14 protein-coding genes are annotated in these 20,411 nt (G+C 70.8%); 9 read left to right on the forward strand and 5 right to left on the reverse strand.

Features of this window, described 5'->3' with window-relative positions:
* The first annotated feature begins 61 nt into the window (after positions 1-61).
* From ID574_RS40790 to ID574_RS40800, 3 genes are all read left to right on the forward strand, one after another.
* Complete coding sequence (locus ID574_RS40790) at positions 62-736, forward strand: tyrosine-protein phosphatase (RefSeq protein WP_188194390.1); 675 nt, start codon at positions 62-64, stop codon at positions 734-736.
* A 416-nt stretch (positions 737-1,152) separates the two neighbouring features.
* Positions 1,153-2,289: a DUF1611 domain-containing protein gene (locus ID574_RS40795; RefSeq protein WP_223167593.1), complete on the forward strand. Its 1,137-nt coding sequence runs from the start codon at positions 1,153-1,155 to the stop codon at positions 2,287-2,289.
* A 20-nt stretch (positions 2,290-2,309) separates the two neighbouring features.
* Positions 2,310-3,890 carry an ABC transporter transmembrane domain-containing protein gene (locus ID574_RS40800; RefSeq protein ID WP_188194391.1) on the forward strand — a complete coding sequence of 527 codons (1,581 nt, stop codon included), beginning with the start codon at positions 2,310-2,312 and terminating at the stop codon, positions 3,888-3,890.
* A gap of 97 nt (positions 3,891-3,987) precedes the next feature.
* Here the strand turns inward: ID574_RS40800 and ID574_RS40805 are convergent, their stop codons facing one another.
* Together ID574_RS40805 and ID574_RS40810 are read right to left on the reverse strand one after the other, a co-directional pair.
* Complete coding sequence (locus ID574_RS40805) at positions 3,988-4,617, reverse strand: response regulator (RefSeq protein WP_188194392.1); 630 nt, start codon at positions 4,615-4,617, stop codon at positions 3,988-3,990.
* On the reverse strand, positions 4,614-8,573 hold the full coding sequence (locus tag ID574_RS40810; RefSeq protein WP_442939390.1) for a HAMP domain-containing protein: 3,960 nt from the start codon (positions 8,571-8,573) through the stop codon (positions 4,614-4,616). Before ID574_RS40810 ends, ID574_RS40805 begins: the two co-directional genes overlap by 4 nt.
* A gap of 401 nt (positions 8,574-8,974) precedes the next feature.
* Here ID574_RS40810 and ID574_RS40815 point away from each other — a divergent pair, with 401 nt between their 5' ends.
* The gene (locus ID574_RS40815) at positions 8,975-11,422 is read left to right on the forward strand and encodes a SpoIIE family protein phosphatase (RefSeq protein WP_188194393.1); all 2,448 of its coding nucleotides are present in this window, start codon (positions 8,975-8,977) and stop codon (positions 11,420-11,422) included.
* On the opposite strand, the gene ID574_RS40820 is transcribed toward ID574_RS40815, so the two are convergent.
* The 3 genes from ID574_RS40820 to ID574_RS40830 form a co-directional block, all read right to left on the reverse strand.
* The gene (locus ID574_RS40820) at positions 11,412-12,347 is read right to left on the reverse strand and encodes an aldose epimerase family protein (RefSeq protein WP_188194394.1); all 936 of its coding nucleotides are present in this window, start codon (positions 12,345-12,347) and stop codon (positions 11,412-11,414) included. The two genes, ID574_RS40815 and ID574_RS40820, sit on opposite strands and share 11 nt — an antisense overlap.
* Positions 12,344-13,306: a LacI family DNA-binding transcriptional regulator gene (locus tag ID574_RS40825; protein WP_188194395.1), complete on the reverse strand. Its 963-nt coding sequence runs from the start codon at positions 13,304-13,306 to the stop codon at positions 12,344-12,346. The genes ID574_RS40820 and ID574_RS40825 overlap by 4 nt, the downstream gene beginning before the upstream one ends.
* Positions 13,307-14,207: 901 nt before the next feature.
* Positions 14,208-15,002, reverse strand: coding sequence for an NAD-dependent epimerase/dehydratase family protein (locus ID574_RS40830; protein ID WP_223167595.1), 795 nt, complete (start codon positions 15,000-15,002; stop codon positions 14,208-14,210).
* A gap of 134 nt (positions 15,003-15,136) precedes the next feature.
* On the opposite strand from ID574_RS40830, the gene ID574_RS40835 reads away from it, so the two are divergent.
* The 5 genes from ID574_RS40835 to ID574_RS40855 all read left to right on the forward strand — a co-directional run bounded on the left by ID574_RS40835 (position 15,137) and on the right by ID574_RS40855 (position 19,980).
* Positions 15,137-16,447: a sugar ABC transporter substrate-binding protein gene (locus ID574_RS40835; RefSeq protein ID WP_188194396.1), complete on the forward strand. Its 1,311-nt coding sequence runs from the start codon at positions 15,137-15,139 to the stop codon at positions 16,445-16,447.
* Entirely contained in the window at positions 16,444-17,370 is a 927-nt protein-coding gene (locus ID574_RS40840) for a carbohydrate ABC transporter permease (protein WP_188194397.1), read from the forward strand. Before ID574_RS40835 ends, ID574_RS40840 begins: the two co-directional genes overlap by 4 nt.
* Positions 17,367-18,227 (forward strand): carbohydrate ABC transporter permease, encoded by an 861-nt coding sequence (locus ID574_RS40845; RefSeq protein WP_188194398.1) that lies wholly within the window; start codon positions 17,367-17,369, stop codon positions 18,225-18,227. Before ID574_RS40840 ends, ID574_RS40845 begins: the two co-directional genes overlap by 4 nt.
* 67 nt (positions 18,228-18,294) lie before the next feature.
* Complete coding sequence (locus ID574_RS40850) at positions 18,295-19,062, forward strand: IclR family transcriptional regulator (protein WP_223167596.1); 768 nt, start codon at positions 18,295-18,297, stop codon at positions 19,060-19,062.
* Positions 19,063-19,074: 12 nt separating this feature from the next.
* Complete coding sequence (locus ID574_RS40855) at positions 19,075-19,980, forward strand: 5-dehydro-4-deoxyglucarate dehydratase (RefSeq protein ID WP_188194399.1); 906 nt, start codon at positions 19,075-19,077, stop codon at positions 19,978-19,980.
* The last annotated feature ends 431 nt before the right edge of the window (positions 19,981-20,411 follow it).

A 20,411-nucleotide genomic window follows, 5' to 3' on the forward strand; every position in this document is an offset into this window, starting at 1 on the left:
GGCGCGAGGTTCACCCCATGTCCATGCGAACGCCGCACGGCCGCAGCCAAGATCTACCTCAATGGGATACATGCCTCTGCTCAACTTCCGGGACGTGGCCGCGGAGACCGGCCTGCGCCCGGGCGTTCTCTACCGCTCCGCCCAGCCCCACACGCTCAGTCCCGAGGACGCCGAGCTGGTGGCGGGCCTGCGGCTCATCGCCGACCTGCGCGGCGACGACGAGCGGCTCCCCGGCGACTGGGCGACCGTCCTGGGCGGCGCCGTCAGGCACGCCCCGCTCGGCGCCGGCACGGTCTCCGCTCCGGCCCAGCTGGCCGCCCTGCCCCAGGGCCTGGACCTCGGCGACATGTACGTCGGCCTCCTGGAGCACCGCAGGACGTGGTTCGCCGGCGTCATCGCGGAGATCGCCGACGGGCTGCCCGCGCTCGTCCACTGCGCCGCGGGCAAGGACCGCACGGGAATCGTCGTGGCGCTGATCCTCGACCTGCTCGGCGTGGACCACGAGGCCATCGTCAGGGACTACGCGCTCACCGCCAAGGCGCTGCCCGACCTGCTGCTCATGCTCGACATCACACTGCCTCCCGGAACGCCCCCTGCACTGCTGGAGGCGCCTGAGAGCGCGATGCGCACGTTCCTTGCCGCGCTGCGCGCGCAGGGCGGCGCCGGACGGGTCCTCCTGTCCAGCGGCCTGACGCCCGCGCACGCCGACCGCCTGCGGGCGGCGCTCATCCCCTGACCTCCCAGGCGGCGTCCCACGCGGCCTCGTCCTCCGGCCTGTCCAGCCCCTGTCCAGCCCCTGCCCAGCTCCAGCATGAAGCCGTTCAGCCGGTCCGGGTCGGAGCCGTAACGCTCGTACGGACGCCGCCCGCGATGGCCACGCACCACTCGCCGGCCTGGAAGACGCCCACGTGGCCGCCCCACCACCTCCGCCGGGTCGAGCCCGCGGAAGAAGGCCACGCTGAAGAGCACGCCGAGTCGGCCGCCGCCCTCGCTCTCGGGCACGTCGAGCCACCGGAACGGGGCCAGGGCGTCCGTCGTCGTCACGCGGGCCATGGTGACAGGCCGTACCGACGATCGGCCGTCAGCGACGGATGAGAAGTAGCTCATCGGCGACTCACAGCTGCCTCATGAGGGCTCCCTAGCGTCATGGGCATGACGATCACTGCGAACGCGAAGAACTGGACGGACTCGACCATGGCGACCCCCTTGGCGCTCGAGTCGGCCCTGACGGGCGCCCGCACCACGATCATCGACCCGCGCCGCTGGCAGAAGGCGAAGGTTTCGTACACCACCCGGCATGTGGCCTGCGAGCTGGCCGACCGTCCGCGTGAGCTCTTCCTCGTCACGGGCGACGGCGTGGTGCCGCGGCCCGGCGACGTCGCCCTGGCGCGGGTGGCCGAGATCGGGCAACACACCCGGCTGGAAAGCCCGGCAAGCCGCCGGCAACTCCTGTTTCCCGGCGACGAGATCGTCGTCGCCTACGGCCACCGCTATGCACCCGACCAGTACGAGGCGTACGTGCCGGGCGACCTGGGGCTGACCAACCTGATCGCCGCAGGCGGCGTGATCGGCACCGTGACCGCCCAGCACACCACGATGGCGCCCGCGACCACGGTGCAGCCGCTCGGCCTCCTGGCCGACGGCCAGGGTCTGCTCACCCTGGGCCGCTGCGCGCCGCTGGCCGTGCGCGAGGAGGCGCCGCCGGCCGGGAACGCCCCGGTCCTCGCGGTCCTCGGCACATCCATGAACGCCGGAAAGTCCTTGGCTGTCGCCTGCCTGGTGCGAGGGCTCACGGCGGCGGGCCTGACGGTTGCCGCAGGCAAGGCCACAGGGACCGGCGCGGGCGGCGACCCCCGGCTGTTCACCGACGCCGGCGCCACCCGGGTGCTGGACTTCACCGACTTCGGCCTGCCGTCGACCTACCGGCTGAACCATTCCACGGCCCGTCGGCTGCTGGGCTCGCTCGTGGCGGAGTTGTCCGGGCCGGGCGTCGACGTCACCGTCGTCGAAGTGGCGGACGGCGTCTATCAGGACGAGACGGCGCGCCTGCTCGCCGACCCGCTGTTCGGGACTCTCATCGACGGTGTGGTGTTCGCCGCCGCAGACGCTCTGGGCGCCGTCGCCGGCGTCTCGGTGCTGCGGGAGGCGGGCGTGGACGTGCGCGCGGTCAGCGGCCTGCTGACCGCCGCCCCGCTCGGCGCCCGGGAGGCCGCCGCCCAGCTCGACGTGCCTGTCATCGACACCTACGACCTGTGCGACCCTGACGTGGCGCGGTCGCTGCCGCGATGAGGGGCGGGTCGCGAGCAGGGATGCCGCGGCTGCTCGTCCGGGCGCGGCTACGGCCGTTGGCCGCTCTCGTCGGCACAGGCGTCGGACATGCCGGTCTCGCGGCCCTGACCGCCGCCGCGATGCCGGTCCTGCTGACACCCGGGCCGGTCCCGATCCGGGTGTCGGCAGCGCTCGGGCTGTTGTGCGGCGCGCTGGCACTGGGCTGGCTGAGGCAGGTCGAGCGGGTGCAGGCAGAGAGGATCGGCCAGGACTACGTCCAGGAGATCCGCAGCCGACTCGTCGGAGGCGCGCTGTCGGGTCGCGGGCCGTCGCTCGGCGTGACGATCACGCGGGCCAGCAACGACCTCAACTCCGTCCGCAACTGGATCGCTCTGGGCATCGCGCCGCTCGCGGTCGCCGTGCCCGTCGTCCTCGGCACGATGGCATCGCTGTGGGCGCTCGCGCCGGTCCTCGTGGTCCCGGTCCTCATCGCGCTGGGCGCGCTCGTCGTGGCGTTGCTGCGCCTGGCGCCGGCCACCTACGCCCGCTCTCGGGAGCTGCGTCGCCGCCGGGGCAGGCTCGCGGGCCATCTCGCCGACACCCTGGCGGCGACGGATGCCATCCGGGCGGCAGGCGGGGTCGACCGCGAGACCCGCAACGTCACCGATCTCGGCGAGCGGGTGCGGACCGCGGCCGTCGACCGGGCCGGGGCGGCCGGGTGGGTGCGCGGCGCCGCCGTCGCCTGCTCCAGCGCCGCGCTGGTCGGCGTGGCCGTGGCCGGCGTGCTCGCCGGCAGCGACGCGACGACCGTGGCGACCGCCCTGACCATCGTGGGAATCCTCGGCGGCTCGATCTCCGACCTCGGCCGGGTGGTCGAGTACCGGCAGTCCTACCGGGCGGCGCGGCGCGTGCTGGGACCCGCGCTGGCCGGCGCCACGGCCTCCGGCGGTGCGATGAGCGCCGAGGGGCGGGAGCCGACGCACCCTCGCGGGGAGGAGGGTCTGAGCGTCATCGGTCTCCGCGTGGACGGCGTGCCCGTGCCGGACCTCGCTGTGCCCGCCGTCAGCCGGGTGCACGTAGTGGGGTCGGCCGACCGGGTCCGCGCCGTGCTGCGCGTGCTCGGGGGGCTGGAGCGGCCAGCACAGGGCACGGTGCGGCTGGCAGGACGCGACCTGGTCAGGATCCCTCCCGAGGAGCGCAGACGGCTCGTCGGGCTCGCCTCGCCCGAGTTGGCGCTGGAGCGGGGCACCGTCGCCCGGGCCGTGCGCTATCGCGATCCCGGCCGGAGCGACCCCGTGGAGCCCGCATTGGCCGCCGTCGGTCTCGCCGAGCGGATCACTGCGCTGCCCGAGGGACCCCGGACTCGGCTGCGAGCCGGCGGTGAGCCGCTGGACCCGGCGGACCGGGCCCTGCTGCATCTGGCCCGGGCCACGTGGGGTAGCCCCTCGCTTGTGCTCGTCGACCAGGTCGATCGCCATGTCGACGCGGCGCGGCGCCGGTACGTCCGCGAACGGCTCGCGGCATGCGAGGCAGTGGTCGTCGCCGCCGCTGACGACCCCTGGACGCTCGGCGCGGCACCGGTGCGGTGGGACGTCGGACATTCCGGAGAGGCGTTCGAGTAGGGCGTCCGTGGCCACCCCGCACCACATCGACGCCGCCACCGGGTTGGAGCCGTCCGTCCCCGGCGGGGACGTACCCCGGTGTCGTGACGAACGGCTTCTAGCCGTCGACAGCCCTGACCTCGCCGGCCGGGGACGAGACCGCGTCGAAGGCGGCCTGCATGGCCGCCACCTGGTCGGCCAGCTCCTTGACGGTCTCCCGCAGCCCCTCGTCGCCGGAGACGGCCCCGGCCAGGCCCTCGAGCCGGGACTCGACCCCGCCGAGCCGCCGCGCGAAGTCCCCCAGCGCCTCGTGGTCGCGGACGAGCTGGGCGAGCAGCGTGGTCTGCTCGACCAGCACCGCGGTCTTGCGGAACAGCTCGATGAAGACCGCGACCTTGGACCTGAGCACCCACGGGTCGAAGGGCTTGGTGAGGTAGTCGACCGCGCCGACCGCGTAGCCGCGGAAGGCGGCCCCGTAGCTCGGCTCCGTGCCGGTCAGGAAGATGATGGGCACGTCGCGGGTCTGGTCGAGCCGCTTGATGTGGGTGGCGGTCTCGAAGCCGTCCATACCGGGCATGAGCACGTCGAGCAGCACGACCGCGAACTCGTACCGCAGCATCAGCTTCATCGCCTCCTGCCCCGACCTGGCCTTGAACAGCCGCTGCTGCAGCGGCCGCAGGATGGCCTCCAGCGCGACGAGACTGTCCTCGTTGTCGTCCACCAGCAGGATCTTGACCTGGCGGTTCATCTCTCAATCCATCTCCGCATCATCTCCAGCAGATGGTCCAGGTCCACTGGCTTGGGGACGTAGTCGGAGGCGCCGCAGGAGATCGTCTTCTCCCGGTCGCCGGGCATCGCCTTCGCGGTGAGCGCGATGATCGGCAGGTCGGCGAACCGCGGCATCCTGCGGACTGCGGCGAGCGTCTCGTAGCCGTCCATCTCGGGCATCATCACGTCCATGAGCACGAGGTCGATGGCCTCGTCGCGCTCCAGCGCCTCGATGCCCTCCCGGCCGTTCTCGGCGTAGACGATCTCCATGCCGAGGCGGCCGAGCACGTGGGTCAGGGCGTAGACGTTGCGGATGTCGTCGTCCACGATCAGCACCCGCCGCCCCGAGAACACCTCGCCGAGCGGGCCGTCCTTGAGCCGGCCGAGCTTCGTGGCCGACCGCCACAGGTCGTCGTTGTCCAGGGCCGGCCAATCGTCCTGCGGCTGGGCGGCGGGCCGGGTCTCCACACCCTTGGGCGGGGACTGCTGCTGCCGCTCGGGCTCGCCGGACGCGCTCTGGACCGGGCACCGGGCCGGCACGTACAGCGTGAACGTGCTGCCCGCGCCGACGACGCTGCTGGCGTGGATCTCGCCGCCGAGCAGCTGGGCGATCTCGCTGCTGATCGACAGGCCAAGCCCCGTGCCTCCGTATTTCCGGCTCGTCGTGCCGTCGGCCTGCTGGAACGCCCCGAAGATGGCCGGGAGCTTCTCGGCGTCGATGCCGATGCCGGTGTCGCTGACGGCGAACGCCAGCACCTCGCCCTCCGGCGTGCGCCGGGTGGGATCGACCGACACCTCCAGGCGCACCTCGCCGGAGGCGGTGAACTTGACGGCGTTCGACAGCAGGTTGCGCAGGATCTGCTGGAGCCTGCGCTCGTCGTTGTAGAGCTCGCGCGGCGTGCCCGGCCGCACCTCGATCTCGAACGTGAGCCCGCGGTCGACGGTGAGCGGCCGGAACGTGGCGTCCACGTAGTCGAGCAGCTTGCTCAGCGGCAGCTTCTCCGGCCGCACGTCCATGCGCCCCGCCTCGATCTTGGACAGGTCGAGGATGTCGTTGATGAGCTGGAGCAGGTCGCTGCCGGCGTTGTGGATCGTGGTGGCGAACTCCACCTCCTGCGCCGACAGGTTGCCCTCGGGGTTGTCGGCCAGCAGCCTGGCCAGGATGAGCAGGCTGTTGAGCGGCGTGCGCAGCTCGTGGGACATGTTGGCCAGGAACTCCGACTTGTAACGGGAGGAGGTGGCCAGCAGGTGGGCCTTCTCCTCCAGCGCCGCGTTCGACTTGCGCAGCTCGGCCTGCTGGCGCTGCAGCTCGTCGGAGCGGCCCTGCAGCTGCTGGGCCAGCCGCTGCGACTCCGACAGCAGCGCCTCGGTGCGGGCGTTGGCGATGATCGTGTTGATCGCGACGCCGATGGTGACCACGAACTTGTCGAAGAAGGCCAGGTGCACGTCGCTGAACCGGCTGAACGAGGCCAGCTCGATCACGCCGAGCACGTTTTCCTCGAACACGATCGGCAGCACCACGACGCTGGCCGGCGCGGCCTCGCCGAGCCCCGTGTGGACCTTGAGGTAGCCGGGCGGCACGTCCTCCAGCAGGATGCGCTTGCGTTCGAGCGCCGCCTGCCTGATCAGCCCCGAGCCGGGGCTGCCCGGGTCGGGGAGCACGTCGTGGGCGGCGCCGTAGCCGGCGATGTAGGCCAGCGCGCCGTCCGGGGAGTCGGCGTCGGCCAGGAAGAACGCGCCGTACTGGGCGCTGACCAGCGGCGTCAGCTCGCGCAGGATGAGGTCGGCCACCTCGACCAGGTCGCGGTGGCCCTGCATGAGGCCGGCGATGCGGGCCAGGTTGCTCTCCAGCCAGTCCTTCGCGCGGGTGGTCTCGCGCAGGTTGGCGACCATGAGGTTGACGTTGTTCTTCAGCTCGGCGACCTCGCCCTTGGCCTCGACGCTGATCGAGCGGCTGAGGTCGCCCTGGGCGACGGCGCTGGCGACCTCGGCGATGGCGCGGACCTGGGTGGTGAGGTTGCCGGCCAGCTCGTTGACGTTCTTGGTGAGCCGCTCCCAGGTGCCGTAGACGCCCTCCACCTCGGCCTGCCCGCCGAGCCGGCCCTCGGAGCCGACCTCGCGGGCCACCCGGGTCACCTCGGAGGAGAACGACGACAACGTGTCGACCATGGTGTTGATCGTGGTCTTGAGCTCCAGGATCTCGCCGCGCGCGTCCACGTCGATCTTCTTCGACAGGTCGCCGTTGGCCACCGCGGTGGCGACCTGGGCGATGTTCCTGACCTGGCTGGTCAGGTTGGAGGCCATGAAGTTCACGTTGTCCGTCAGGTCCCTCCAGACCCCGCTCACCCCCCGCACCTGCGCCTGGCCCCCGAGCCGCCCCTCCGTACCGACCTCACGCGCCACCCGCGTCACCTCGTCGGCGAACGCGGACAGCTTGTCCACCGTGGTGTTGATCGTGTCCTTCAGCTGGAGGATCTCGCCGCGCGCGTCCACGGTGATCTTCTTGGACAGGTCGCCGTTGGCGATGGCGGTGGTGACCATGGCGATGCTGCGGACCTGGCTGGTCAGGTTGGAGGCCATGAAGTTCACGTTGTCCGTCAGGTCCTTCCAGACCCCGCTCACCCCCCGCACCTGCGCCTGGCCCCCGAGCCGCCCCTCCGTACCGACCTCACGCGCCACCCGCGTCACCTCGTCGGCGAACGCCGACAACTGCCCCACCATCGTGTTGACGGTGTCCTTCAGCTGGAGCATCTCTCCCTTCACGTCCACGCTGATCTTGCGGCTGAGGTCGCCCTGGGCGACGGCGGTGGCGACCTGGGCGATGTCGCGGACCTGCTCGGTGAGGTTGGAGGCCATGAAGTTCACGTTGTCGGTCAGGTCCTTCCAGACCCCGCTCACCCCCCGCACCTGCGCCTGACCCCCGAGCCGCCCCTCCGTACCGACCTCACGCGCCACCCGCGTCACCTCGTCGGCGAACGCCGACAACTGCCCCACCATCGTGTTGATGGTGTCCTTGAGCTGGAGGATCTCGCCCCGCGCGTCCACGGTGATCTTCTTCGACAGGTCGCCGTTGGCCACCGCGGTCGTCACCTGGGCGATCGAGCGCACCTGGGTGGTGAGGTTGGAGGCCATGAAGTTGACGTTGTCGGTGAGGTCCTTCCAGGTGCCGCTCACACCCTTGACCTCGGCCCGTCCGCCGAGCTGTCCCTCCGTGCCCACCTCGCGGGCCACCCTGGTCACCTCGCTGGCGAACGCCGACAGCTGGTTGACCATGGTGTTGACGGTCAGCTTGAGCTCCAGCAGCTCGCCGGTGGCCTCGACCGTCACCTGCCTGGTCAGGTCGCCCCTCGCCACGGCTGTGGTCACCACCGCGATGTCGCGCACCTGGGCGGTCAGGCGCGCGGCCATGGCATTGACGGCCTCCGTGACGTCGCGCCAGCTGCCCGACATGCCCTGCACCTTGGCGCGGCCGCCCAGCCTGCCCTCCGTGCCGACCTCCCGCGCGACCCTGGTGACCTCGCCGGAGAACAACGCGAGCTGGTCGACCATGCGGTTGACCGCCTTGCCCATGAGCCGCAGCCCACCGCGCAGCGGCCGGTTGTCCTCCTGCAGGTCGACCCGCTGCGACAGGTCGCCGTCGGCGACCGCGTTGAGCACCCGCGTGGCCTTGGCCGCGGGGATGACCAGAGCGTCGATCAGCGAGTTGACCGCGTTGACGTTGACCGCCCAGCTCCCGGTGCCCGGGCTGGGGCTCAGCCGCTCGTCCAGCCGCCCTCGCCTGGCCACTTCGCCGCGCACCCTGGCCAGCTGGACGGCCAGGTGCTCGTTGCGGTCCACGACCTGGTTGAACGCGGTCGCGAGCTCGGCGAGGAACGGATCGTCCGACACGTCGAGACGCTGCCTGAAGTTGCCGTCACGCAGGCCCTGCAGGGCCACGAGCAACGGCCGGAGATCCGCCTGGTGGAGCGGTCCAGCCGTGCAAGAAGGTTCGAGCTGCACAGCTAATGCGGCGTTCTTCACTGCGTCACCGCCGTGGAGACCCAGGCCGTCAGGCCCGGGGGAAGACGGCGGCCCTCCGCTCCCACCGATTCCAGGGTCGGGGGCTGAGGAAGCACCCCGAAGTAGGTCCACCGTCTTGCGTCAAAGGTAGCCATCTGGACACACCTCCCAAAGTGGCGGCTCGGGCTGCTCGACACGGGCCTGCCGGCGACACCGCACCTCAGGCCCACTCCTCCTCGAGAAAAGAGCCGTTGACACGATGTGGCAGTTTGATCACTCTCAGTATGCCAAACTGGGGGTCGTCAATACCTGCATTTGGCGATGTTCTAGGACGCAGAGTGGACACGACCCGGGTGTCGAGCACGGCCTTCGAGGGCACGCCGCATGCCCCGGCGCACGCACGCAGGTTCGTCCGCCAGGTGCTCGGCGAATGGCGGCTGAGCCATGTGGCGGAGGACGCCGTGCTGCTGACCAGCGAGCTCGTCACCAACGCCGTGGTCCACGCGGGCACCGGCATCGAGCTGACCTGCCGCCTGGACGTCGAGGCCACTCCGGCGAAGCTGGAGATCGAGGTGGACGACCACCACCCCACGAGGACCATCGCGACCGACGAGACGCCGCCGGCCGACACGATGCGCACCTCGGGGCGCGGCCTGGCGCTCGCCGGCCTGCTGGCCGACGCGTGGGGCGTCACGTACACGAGGAACGCCAAGCGCGTCTGGGTGCGCATGGAGCTCGGCGACGGCTGCGACCACCAGGAGGCCGCGGGCGCCCTGCTGCCCGCCCCCGTCCCGGTGGCGCCCGTCGAGTCGCTGCACGTCGGCGTGATCGTCTGCGACCGCGACGGGATCGTGCAGTCGTGGAACTCCGAGGCGGAGAAGCTGCTCGGCTGGCGCGCCGAGCAGGTCGTCGGGATGAAGCTGGAGGAACTGGTCGCCTGGCGCGGCCACGGCCCCTACGCGCTGACCCTCACCGACACGCTCGGCCTGGGCCGCTGGCGGGGTGAGGCGCGCATGCGGCACCACGACGGCAGGCTGGTGGCCGTCTACGTCTCCCACCTGCGGGCCAGGGGGCAGCGGTCGGCGATCTGGATGGTGGTGTCCTGCGACCACCGCTACGTCCTGACACCTCCGCCCGCGCCGATGCGCAGGGAGGCGGGCCGGCGCATCAAGGAGCTGCTCGACCGCGACATGCCGTTCGCCGAGCTGCTCGACACGATCGCGCAGATCGTCCAGGTGTCGAGCGGCGGCGACGCGGCGTACGTGCTGCTCGCGACCGAGGGCGGCACCAGGTTCGGAGTGGCGGCGGGCGCCGGCGCGACGGCGGGGCTGGTCGGGGTGCTCGCCACCGGTGTGTTCGCGGCCGACCGCAAGGCGCCCATGATGCTCGACGACCTGCTGGCGGAGGACGTCGAGCTGGCCGAGCAGCTGCGGGCGCGCTCGCTGGCGTGCGCGCCGCTGCTGGTGGCGGGCGAGGTGACCGGCTACATCGTGGTGACGGCCGCGCAACCGGGGCGCTTCGACCAGGAGCTGACGGTCAGCCTGCAGCACATCGCCGGCCAGGTGGCCGTGCCCGTGCAGCGCGAGCGGCTGGCGGAGCATGACCGGGCGCACCGGGGGCGGCTGTCGTTCCTGGCGGAGGCGGGCGAGCTGCTGGCGGGCGTGCACGACGAGGAGCTGATCGCGGCACTCACCGCGCAGCTCGTCGTCCCAAAGATCGCGACCTGGGCGGCGGTCTACCTGACCGATCTGGCGGGCATGACCAGGCTCGCCCACGTCTGGCACAGCGAGGAGCGCCACAACGCCGACCTGCGCAAGTCGCTGCCGGCCATCCCGCGCACCTCGCTCGACGAGGTGTCCTGGCCGGTCGGCCCGGAGACCGTGCTGTCGTTCCCGCTGCTCACGCAGGGCCGCTCGCACGGCGCGCTGGTGATCGGCCGGGCCGAGCCGACCCTGCCGCTGGAGCTCGCCGACCTGCTGGCGGACCTGTGCCGGCTGGTGGCGCTCAACCTGCACACGGCCATGCTGTACGCCCGCCAGGCCACCACGTCGCGGGTGCTGCAGCGCAGCCTGCTGCCGATGCGCGTGGCCCCCATGCCCGGCCTGGAGTCGGCGGTCGTCTACGAGCCGGCCGAGGAGGGCGCGGACGTGGGCGGAGACTTCTACGACCTGTTCACCGTGGCCGACCACTGGTGCTTCGCGCTGGGCGACGTGTGCGGCAGCGGCCCCGAGGCGGCGGCGGTCACCGGGCTGGCCCGGCACGCCGTGCGCCTGCTCGCCAAGGAGCACTACACCGTGGCCGACATCTTCGACCGGCTCAACCAGGCGCTGCTGGAGGAGGGGGAAGACGGCAGGTTCCTCAGCCTGCTGTGCGGCGAGCTGACCCCGCTCCCCCAGGGCGGCGCGCTGTGCACGATCGCCTCGGCCGGCCACCCGCCGCCCCTGCTGCTGCGGCCTGACGGCACGGTGGAGACCGTGGCGACGCCGCAGCTGCTGCTGGGCATCGAGGCCGACGCCAGGTTCTACGTCGAGACGTTCGAGCTGGCGCCGGAGGAGGTGCTGCTGTGCGTCACCGACGGCGTGACCGAGCGGCGCGACGGCGACCGCCTGCTCGACGACGGCGACGGGCTGGCCCGGCTGCTGTCGGGCTGCACGGGGCTGAGCGCCCACGCGGTGGCCGAACGCATGCGGCACGCGGTCGAGACGTTCGCGGCCGAGCCGTCGCAGGACGACGTGGCCCTGCTGGTGATCAAGGCCGCCGGCGTCCCGCGCCAGGTCAGGACGTGAACGCGTACGTGGTCGTGGAGGTGCGGCGCTCGCCGGGGCGGAGCACCGTGGAGGGGAACTGCGGCTGGTTGGGCGAGTCGGGGAAGTGCTGTGTCTCCAGGCACAGCCCGGCGAAGGGCCCGTACGGCGTCTCGTTCGTGTTCAGCATGCTGCCCGAGTAGAACTGCACGCCCGGCTCGGTGGTCGTGACCTCCATGGTGAGGCCGCCGGCCATCACCCGCATGCCGCCGTTCAGCACGAAGCAGTGGTCGTACGCGCCGTCAATGCGCTCGCCCACGGCGTGCGGCTCGGTGAAGTCGAACGGCGTGCCCTTGACCGCCGCCAGCTCGCCCGTCGGGATCTTGTCCGCGTCCACCGGCAGGTAGTGGTCGGCCTCGATCCGCACCATGTGGTCGAGCACGTCGCCGCCGCCGGCGAGGTTGAAGTAGGAGTGGTTGGTGAGGTTGACCACGGTCGGGGCGTCGGTCTCGGCGGCGTAGTCGATGCGCAGGGCGTCGTCCTGGAGGGTGTACGTGACCACGGCGGTCAGCGTGCCCGGGTAGCCCTGGTCACCGTCCGGGCTGGTCAGCGTGAGCGTGACCGAGTCGCCGGTGCGCTCTCGGATGGTCCACACCTTGCGGTCGAAGCCCTCGGTGCCGCCGTGGAGGCTGTTGGGGCCGTTGTTGACCGGCAGGCGGTATTCGACGCCGTCGAGGGTGAAGCGGCCGTTCGCGATGCGGTTGCCGTACCTGCCGACGACCGCGCCGAAGTAGCGGCTGCGGGTCAGGTAGTCCTCGACCGTGTCCAGCCCGAGCACCACGTTGCGGCCCGACACCTCCAGCGAGCGCACGATGGCGCCGAGGGTGAGCACCTCGGCGCGCAGCCGTCCCGAAGACAGCTCCACCTGCTCGACCTGCTCCCCCGACGGCATCGTTCCGAAGATCATTTTTGGGCCCTTCCCGTGGACTCGCGGACAATGAGTGCGGTGTCGAGGGTCACGGTCGCGCCCTCGCCCCCCGACTGCAGCAGCAGGTCGACGGCCATCCTGCCGGCGGCCACGGCGGGCATCGCCACCGTGGTCAGCTTGGGCCGGTTGAGCCGGCCCGGCAGGATGTCGTCGAACCCGACGACACTTATCTGGTCTGGTACCCCGATCTCCATCGCCGCCAGCCCCTCGATGAGGCCGAGCGCGACGAGATCGTTGTAGGCCAGCACGGCGGTCGCCCCGCACGCCGCGACGTCGGCGGCCACGCCAAGGCCGCCCGCCTCGGTGGGCTGGTTGGGGCCGAAGAAGACGAGGTCGAGCCCCGGCGTCTCGGCGGCGACGCCCTGCATCTCGTTGCTGGTCCACGAGCCGATCGGGCCGGACACGAGGGCGATCCTGCGGTGGCCGAGCCCCGACAGGTGCTCCAGGGCGAGCTTGGCGCCCTGGGCGACGTTCATCAGCACGGCGGGCATGCCCTTGATGCGGCGGTTGACCACCACGAACGGCACGTCCTCGGCCAGGCGCTCGATCATCCGGTTCGACAGGCGGGGGCTGCACAGCAGGACGCCGTCCACCTGCTTGGTGAACGTCCTGATCAGCTCCTCCTCGACCCGCGGGTCCTCATCGGTGTCGGCCACGAACACGTGGTAGTCACGGCCCCTCGCCTGCGCCTGGGCGGCCTTGATGAGCGGCGGGAAGAACGGATTGGCGATGTCCGCCACGATCAGGCCCAGGTTGAACGTGCGCCCCGTCGTGAGCGCCCTGGCCGCGCGGTTGGGGCGGTAGCCGAGGTCGTCCGCGGCGGCCAGCACGCGGCTCCTGGTGGCAGGATTGACCAGGTGCGGCGCGGAGAAGGTGCGGGAGACTGTGGACACGTGGACGCCGCAGGCGCGCGCCACGTCCTTGATCGTCGCCGCCATCGCCGTCCTCCCTTGCAAACGGTTGCCAGACTAAACCTTGACCTTCACCGGTCCGGCCGTCAAGGTTCTTGCAACCGGTTGCCATCACCCGGGGGCCGCTCCGCATCCTCCCACGTCACCCCTGCCTGACTCACCGCCGCCCTGGGCGAACGCTGTCGCACCATCGGGCCCAGCGTGCCCTTGTGGGTCACGCCGGCCTCGGGAGGGGCGCCGACGCCGCCACAGGGTGCCTGGCCGGCTCGGGGTAGGGCCGCTTTTCGGGAGAATTGCGCACCCCATGCGCTATGCGCCATGCGGGTGCGGCAGGCGGCGGGCGCCATGCGGGTGCGCCATGCGGCGGGCGCCATGCGGGTGCGGCAGGCGGCGGGCGCCATGCGGGTGCGGCAGGCGGCGTGCTCCGCCGCGGGAGCCGCATCCGTTCACCGCCTCGATGCCCCGCCACACCGCCGCGCCGGCCTGCCGCCTTCGGGGAATCCCATACGCCGCGCTCCGCCGCCCGCGGCGCGCCACCGGCGGCGGCGATCTTGCCGCGTCCCGTCGCAACGCGCCGACGCCTTCGCGCGTGGCCCTGACGACGCGCGAGGGCCCTCGCAGGCCCGGCCATCGCGCCTCAGGCCGCCCGCACCGCATGCGGCCCACCGCGTCGGCCAGGTGCCTGCACGTGCCATCGCCCCACCGCCCACCTGCACGTCACCGCACCACCGCGCGTCTGCACGTGCCCACCGCGGCCGCCGCGTGCCCGTTCGCGTCCCCCTGCGCTCGCAGCGTGCCCTACCCCACTCCGCGCAACGTCCCGCCCGTCTCTTCGGCCCTGCCGCTCCGGAAGGACGGCGTCCGTGTGCGGGAGGCGCCGGACCGGGGCCGAATCCCGAGGCGCGGCCCCGGCCGGGGACCGGTGGAGTTACCAGGAGCCGCCGAGTTCCTTGAGGGTGAAGATGCCGCCGGCGCGGTGGTGGACCGGATCGGTCAGGTCGGGCTCACCGTGCTCGGCGATCAGCGCCGCCGCCTGGGACTCCGAGTTGTCGCGGGAGACGTACCCGATGGACTTCGCCTCCTCCAGCGACCACCACCGCCGCGCGTTGTCCGACACCCCCCACACGACGTGGTACCCCGGCGCCACCAGCGCCGCCTCGACCAGCCTGGCGAGGTCGTCGGGCGAGATCCAGGTGGCCAGCCCGCGCGTGTCGAGCGACCCTTCGTTGCACGTGCCGAGCCTCACCACGGTGATGTTCATGCCGAACCGGTCGTGATAAAGACTCCCCAACGCCTCCATGACGACCTTGCTCACGCCGTAGAAGGTGTCCGGCCGCGGGAAGGCGTAGTCCGGCAGCTCCCCGCCGTCCGCCGGCCTGGCGTGGAAGCCGGCCGCGTGATGGCTTCCCATGAGGACGAGGTGCTGGACGCCTTCGTTGCGGGCGGCCTCCAGCAGGACCTGCGTCCCGTTGATGTTGGCGTGCACGATGTCGGCCCACGGATGCTCCCGGCTCTGGCCGCCCAGGTGGAGCACCGCGTCCACGCCCTTCATCGCCTCGGCCATCGCGGCCGGATCGGCCAGGTCAGCCGTCACCCACTCCTCCCCCGGGCCGGTCTCGACCGCGTGGAGGTCGGACAGCCGCAGGGTGCGGCCCTCACGGGCGAGCCGGGGGCGGAGCAGCGTGCCGACTTTCCCGGCGGCACCGGTCATGAGAATGCGCATGGATCCATGATGTACACGACTGTGGCCGAAATTCACATCCTTGAATATTGACCGGAAAGCTTCCTGCTCGTTACGTTCACATTCACATCCAAGCCTGCGACTCATGTCCACGTATGTGAACGGGAGGCGGTCCGATGTCACGTCGTCTGCTCGGGGCCGCGATCATCGCGTCTCTGGCCGTAACGCTGACCGGCTGCGGTTCCGGGGGATCAACTTCAGAAGACAACGCTCTGGAGATCTGGATCAGGCAGGCGCCCGATTCCGACTCCGCGAAGACGGCGCAGAAGCTCGCCGACGCATTCACCAAGGCCAGTGGGATCAAGACGAAGGTGGTCGCGCTCTTCGACGACTTCGAGACCAAGCTGAACCAACAGGCCGCGCAGAAGCAGCTTCCCGACATCGTCATCAACGACACCGCCCAGCTCGGCAACATGCAGTCGCAGGGCTGGCTCCGCGAGGTCGACAAGGCCTCCCTGTCCGGCGGCGACAAGCTCTCGGAGCGGGCCTGGAAGGCCGCCACCGGCAGCGACGGCAAGTTCTACGCCGCCCCGTTCTCCGCCCAGGCGTTCGCGCTGATCGTCCGCAAGGACTGGCGCGAGAAGGTCGGCATGGAGCCGCCGCAGACCTGGGAGGACCTCACCAAGCTCGCCAGCGCTTTCACCGAGAAGGACCCTGACGGCAACGGCCAGAAGGACACCAGCGGGTTCGTCATCCCGGCCGGCACCAAGCGCGGCTACGCCTCCTGGTACGCCTCCTCGATGATCTACGCCAACGGCGGCGACTTCCTCAAGGCCAACGGCCCGGGCAAGTACACGGCCACCGCCAACGACCCCAAGTTCGTCGAGGCCGTGCAATACCTGCAGGACCAGTTCTGCAAGACCAAGACCGTCAACCCCGGCGCGGTCAGCAACGACACGACCGTCACCCACGAGGTCTTCGAGAAGGGCCAGGGCGGCATCTACCTGGTCGGCCCGTACGTGCTGGCCCGGTTCGTCAAGAGCGTCGGCACGGACAAGATCGAGGTCCTGCCGGTGCCCAAGGGCCCATCGGGCGGCCCCGGCACGCTCGGCGAGGGCGAGAACGTCTACATGATGGTCGGCTCCGAGATGGAGGACGCGCAGAAGAAGTTCGCCGAGTTCGCGATCTCCCCCGAAGGCCAGAAGATCGGCATGAACAAGGACGCCAACGGCGCCATCGTCCGCCTGCCGGTCAACACCACCGTCGACATGAGCGCCGAGCGCCAGGATCCGCGCTGGAAGGTGTTCCAGGAGTCGTACGACTTCGCCGTCTACGCACCGCCGGTGCCCAACTGGGCGCCGATCCGGCAGACCTCCGCCGACGCCATCAACACGGTCTGGGCCGACTGCTCGGCGGACGTCAAGACCGCCATGGACGGGCTCAACACCAAGCTCACCCAGGAACTGCAGAGCCAGAAAGCGTCATGACCTCCACCCTCACCCGGGCGAAGACCGGGACGGCGCCACCCCACCGCCGCACCAAGCCGGTGCGGTGGCGGGGCCCGCTGATCGCCTGGCTGTTCCTGGCGCCCGCGCTGCTGCTGTTCCTGTACTTCAAGTTCATCCCGATGGCGATGGGCCTGTGGATGAGCTTCCACGAGGTCAAATACATCACCAGCACGTGGGTCGGCCTGGAGAACTACCAGACGATCATCTCTGACGACGCGTTCGCCGCGGCGATCCGGCACAGTGTCGTGCTGGCGCTCGGCACCACGATCGGCTCGATCGTGCTGGGGCTCGGCCTGGCACTGCTCATCGAGGGCCCCGCCCGCTATCTGTGGTTCGTCCGTACGGCGGCCTTCCTGCCGGTGGTCACCACGATGGCGGCGGTGGCCGAGGTGTGGCGGATCATGTTCCACCCGGCCGACAACGGCATGCTCAACACGATCATCGGCTGGGTGGGCATCGACCCGCAGCCGTGGCTGGGCAGCGAGAACTCCTCGCTGTGGTCGATCATGCTGATGAGCATCTGGCGCGGCACCCCGTACGACATGATGATCTTCCTGGCCGGGCTGGTCGGCGTGGACCGCACGCTCTACGAGGCGGCGGCCGTGGACGGGGCCTCCACGTGGCACCGGCTGCGGCACATCACGCTGCCGGCGCTGCGGCCGGTGTTCTGGATCCTGTTCACGCTGGCCGCCATCCGCGGGCTGCGCGTGTTCGTCGAGGTCTACGTGCTCACGAACGGCGGGCCCAACGGCTCGTCCGAGGTGCTCATGACCTTGATCTACAAGCTCGGGTTCCAGTCGAACGAGCTGGGCGTCGCCGCGGCGGGCGGGATCGTGCTCTTCCTGGCCACGCTCGCGCTCACCGTGGTCGTGCAGATGATGCGCAGGAGGCAGGCGGCATGAGGTTCGACAGCGCTCTGGGGCTGGAGTCGCGGAAGGGACCTCTGGCCATTACCGCAAAAGTCCTGATTTACGGCCTCATGGTGGTCGTTTTCACCGGGCCTCTGGTCGGGTTGCTGGTCAGCGCGTTCAGCAAGACCCTCGACCCGACCTCGTTCACGTTGTGGCCCGACGAGTTCACGCTGGAGAACTTCGTCCAGGCCAAGGACAAGAACGTCTACCTCTATCTGCTCAACTCGTTCGTCGTCGTGGGCTTCGGACTGCTGCTGCAGATGCTCGTGAGCGTGTTCGCGGCGTACTCGCTGGCCCGCAAGAAGTTCCGCGGCATGACGTTCGTGCTGCTGCTCATGCTCGCCACGATGATGCTCCCCGAGGAGATCATCGCGATCCCCCTGTCGCTCGTCCTGGCCGATCTGCCGGGGCTGAACGTCAACCTCATCGGCACGTACGCCGGGATGATCCTGCCGGTCGGCGCCTGGGGCTTCTCGATCCTGGTCATGACCGAGTTCATGAAGGAGGTGCCGGTCGAGCTGGAGGAGGCCGCACGCATCGACGGCGCGGGCGAGCTGCGGATCTTCGCCACGATCATCGTGCCGCTGTGCCGTCCCGCGCTCGGCGTGATCGGCGTCTTCGGGTTCACCATGATCTGGGACCAGTACCTGCTGCCGCTGATCGTCGCGCCCACGTCGGACATGTGGACGCTGCCCATCGCGCTGCGCTCGCTCCGCTCCGACGAGGAGGTCGGCATCGGCGTGCTGCTCGCGGCCTCGCTGCTGGCGCTGCTGCCGTCGATCATCGCGTTCCTCGCCTTCCAGCGCCAGTTCATGCGCGGCCTCACAAGCGGCGCAGTCAAGGGTTAGATGTCCATGTATCTGGACGCGATCCAATATTCTGGATGTGATAAGGAGCCGCAGGAGACGAGATGGGATGAGCATGGAGCCCCAGCTGGTCAAGTCCGCCGAGCGGACGGTACGCATCCTCGAGGTCCTGGCCGAGTCGCACGACCACCTGACGCTGTCGGAGCTCCAGCAGCGCACCGGATTCCCGCGCAGCAGCCTGCATGCTCTCATGCGGACGCTGGTCGAGCTCAACTGGGTCGAGACCGACTCGGCGAGGTCGGCGTTCGGCATCGGGCCCCACGCGCTCCTGACCGGCACCGCGTACCTGGACAAGGACCCGGCGCTGCCGTTCGCGCAGGAGACGCTGGAGGACCTGCGGGACGAGATCGGGCAGACCGTGCACTTCGCTCGCCGGGACGGGGCGCACGTGCTCTACCTGGCGACCAGGGAGTCACGGGAGGCCGCGCACGTGATCCCGAGGGTGGGCCGACGGCTGCCCGCGCACGTGACCGCGCTCGGCCAGGCCCTGCTCGCCCAGCTCACCGACGACGAGGTCTTGGCCCTGCTCCCCGATCCGCTGGCGGGGCTCACCGAGCACTCCATCACCGACCTGACCAAGCTGACCGGCGAGCTCGACCAGGTTCGCACGCGGGGCTGGGCGTACGAGCGAGAGCAGGGCACACCCGGTGTGGCCTGCGTGGCCGTCGCGGTCGACTACCGCATCCCGGCCACGGACGCGATCAGCTGCTCCATGCCCGCGGGTCTCACGCCCGCCACCGTCGAGACGATCACCGAAGCGGTGATCAAACACACCCGCAAGCTGGCTGCCACTCTGCGCAGGGAGGGCATCCGCTAGAAAGGACTGTTGATGCGGCTAGATGGTGTTCTCTTCTTTCCGGTGACCCCCTTCGGGGCCGACGGCGAGCTCGCGGAGCAGGTGCTCGCCCGGCACGTCGCCGACGGGGTCGCGGCCGGGGCGGGAGGAGTGTTCACCGCGTGCGGCACCGGTGAGTTCAACGCCCTCGATCTCGACGAATACACCCGGACCGTGGCCACCTCGGTCGCCGCCACTCAAGGGCGCGTGCCCGTCTTCGCCGGTGCCGGCGGCGCGCTGCCCGCCGCCAAGGCGATCGCCCGCGCCGCCGCCGCGCAGCGCGCCGACGGCCTGCTGCTGATGCCTCCCTACCTGGTCACCGGCCCTTCCTCAGGTCTGGTGCGGTACGTGCGCGAAGTCGCGGAGGCCGTCGCGCTGCCGATCATCATCTATCACCGGGGCACGGCCCGTTTCACTCCCGCCGCCGTCGCCGAGCTGGCCGCGTTGCCGAACGTGGTGGGCTTCAAGGACGGGCTGGGCGACTTCGACCTGCTGCAGCGGATCATCCTGACCGTGCGGCGGTCGACCGACAAGGAGTTCACGTTCTTCAACGGGCTGCCGACCGCCGAGTTCACCGTGCCCGCCTACCGAGGGCTCGGGGTGAGCCTGTATTCGAGCGCGGTGTTCGCCTTCGCGCCCGAGATCGCGCTGGCCTTCCACAAGGCGGTGACGGGCGGGGACGAGGTGCTGGTGCAGCGGCTGCTGACCGGGTTCTACCTGCCGCTGGTCGAGCTGCGCGACCTCGTGCCCGGCTATGCGGTCTCCCTGGTCAAGGCGGGGGTACGGCTGCGTGGGCTGGATGTGGGAGGCGTGCGGGCGCCTCTCGTCGATCCGGCGCCCGAGCATGTGGCGGAGCTGGAGCAGATCATCGCCACCGGGCTGGAGATCGCCGGGGCGTGACCGGCGATGGTCCGGAGGCGGCACCACGCCACGTTCCGAGCACCGGCGGCGCGCTGCCTGCCACCGGAGACGTGCGCCAGCCGGCGAATCCTGTCGCCTCCGGACCGCTGGTGGCGGATCCTGTCATCTCCGGACAACTGTCGGCGGACCCTGCCACCTCCGGACCAGACGCCTCGCCGCCCCACCTCCGGAGACGTCCTGTCGTTTCCGGCGCAGACGGCGCACCGCCCACCCCCCGAACCGACCCGCCACCTCCGGACCAGACCGCGCACCGCCCACCGCCCGGAAGGGGCCCCAACCTCCGGGACCCAGACCGCGCGCCACCCACCGCCCAGAACCGTCCCAACGCTCGGACCTGGCCGCACCCCACCCACCACCGGAACAGACCCGGCCCCCAGGACCGGGACCGCGCCGCTCACCGCCGGAGACGG

Source organism: Nonomuraea sp. SYSU D8015 (assembly GCF_008065375.1).
Taxonomy (GTDB): Bacteria; Actinomycetota; Actinomycetes; order Streptosporangiales; family Streptosporangiaceae; genus Nonomuraea.

Excerpts from the sequence above, each read along its gene's own strand:
- ID574_RS40850 (WP_223167596.1), top strand. The coding sequence starts at position 18,295 with ATGAGCATGGAGCCCCAGCTGGTCAAGTCCGCCGAGCGGACGGTACGC.
- ID574_RS40795 (WP_223167593.1), top strand. The coding sequence starts at position 1,153 with ATGACGATCACTGCGAACGCGAAGAACTGGACGGACTCGACCATGGCG.
- ID574_RS40820 (WP_188194394.1), bottom strand. The coding sequence starts at position 12,347 with ATGATCTTCGGAACGATGCCGTCGGGGGAGCAGGTCGAGCAGGTGGAG.
- ID574_RS40855 (WP_188194399.1), top strand. The coding sequence starts at position 19,075 with ATGCGGCTAGATGGTGTTCTCTTCTTTCCGGTGACCCCCTTCGGGGCC.
- ID574_RS40790 (WP_188194390.1), top strand. The coding sequence starts at position 62 with ATGGGATACATGCCTCTGCTCAACTTCCGGGACGTGGCCGCGGAGACC.
- ID574_RS40835 (WP_188194396.1), top strand. The coding sequence starts at position 15,137 with ATGTCACGTCGTCTGCTCGGGGCCGCGATCATCGCGTCTCTGGCCGTA.
- ID574_RS40800 (WP_188194391.1), top strand. The coding sequence starts at position 2,310 with ATGCCGCGGCTGCTCGTCCGGGCGCGGCTACGGCCGTTGGCCGCTCTC.
- ID574_RS40825 (WP_188194395.1), bottom strand. The coding sequence starts at position 13,306 with ATGGCGGCGACGATCAAGGACGTGGCGCGCGCCTGCGGCGTCCACGTG.
- ID574_RS40830 (WP_223167595.1), bottom strand. The coding sequence starts at position 15,002 with ATGCGCATTCTCATGACCGGTGCCGCCGGGAAAGTCGGCACGCTGCTC.
- ID574_RS40805 (WP_188194392.1), bottom strand. The coding sequence starts at position 4,617 with ATGAACCGCCAGGTCAAGATCCTGCTGGTGGACGACAACGAGGACAGT.
- ID574_RS40845 (WP_188194398.1), top strand. The coding sequence starts at position 17,367 with ATGAGGTTCGACAGCGCTCTGGGGCTGGAGTCGCGGAAGGGACCTCTG.
- ID574_RS40840 (WP_188194397.1), top strand. The coding sequence starts at position 16,444 with ATGACCTCCACCCTCACCCGGGCGAAGACCGGGACGGCGCCACCCCAC.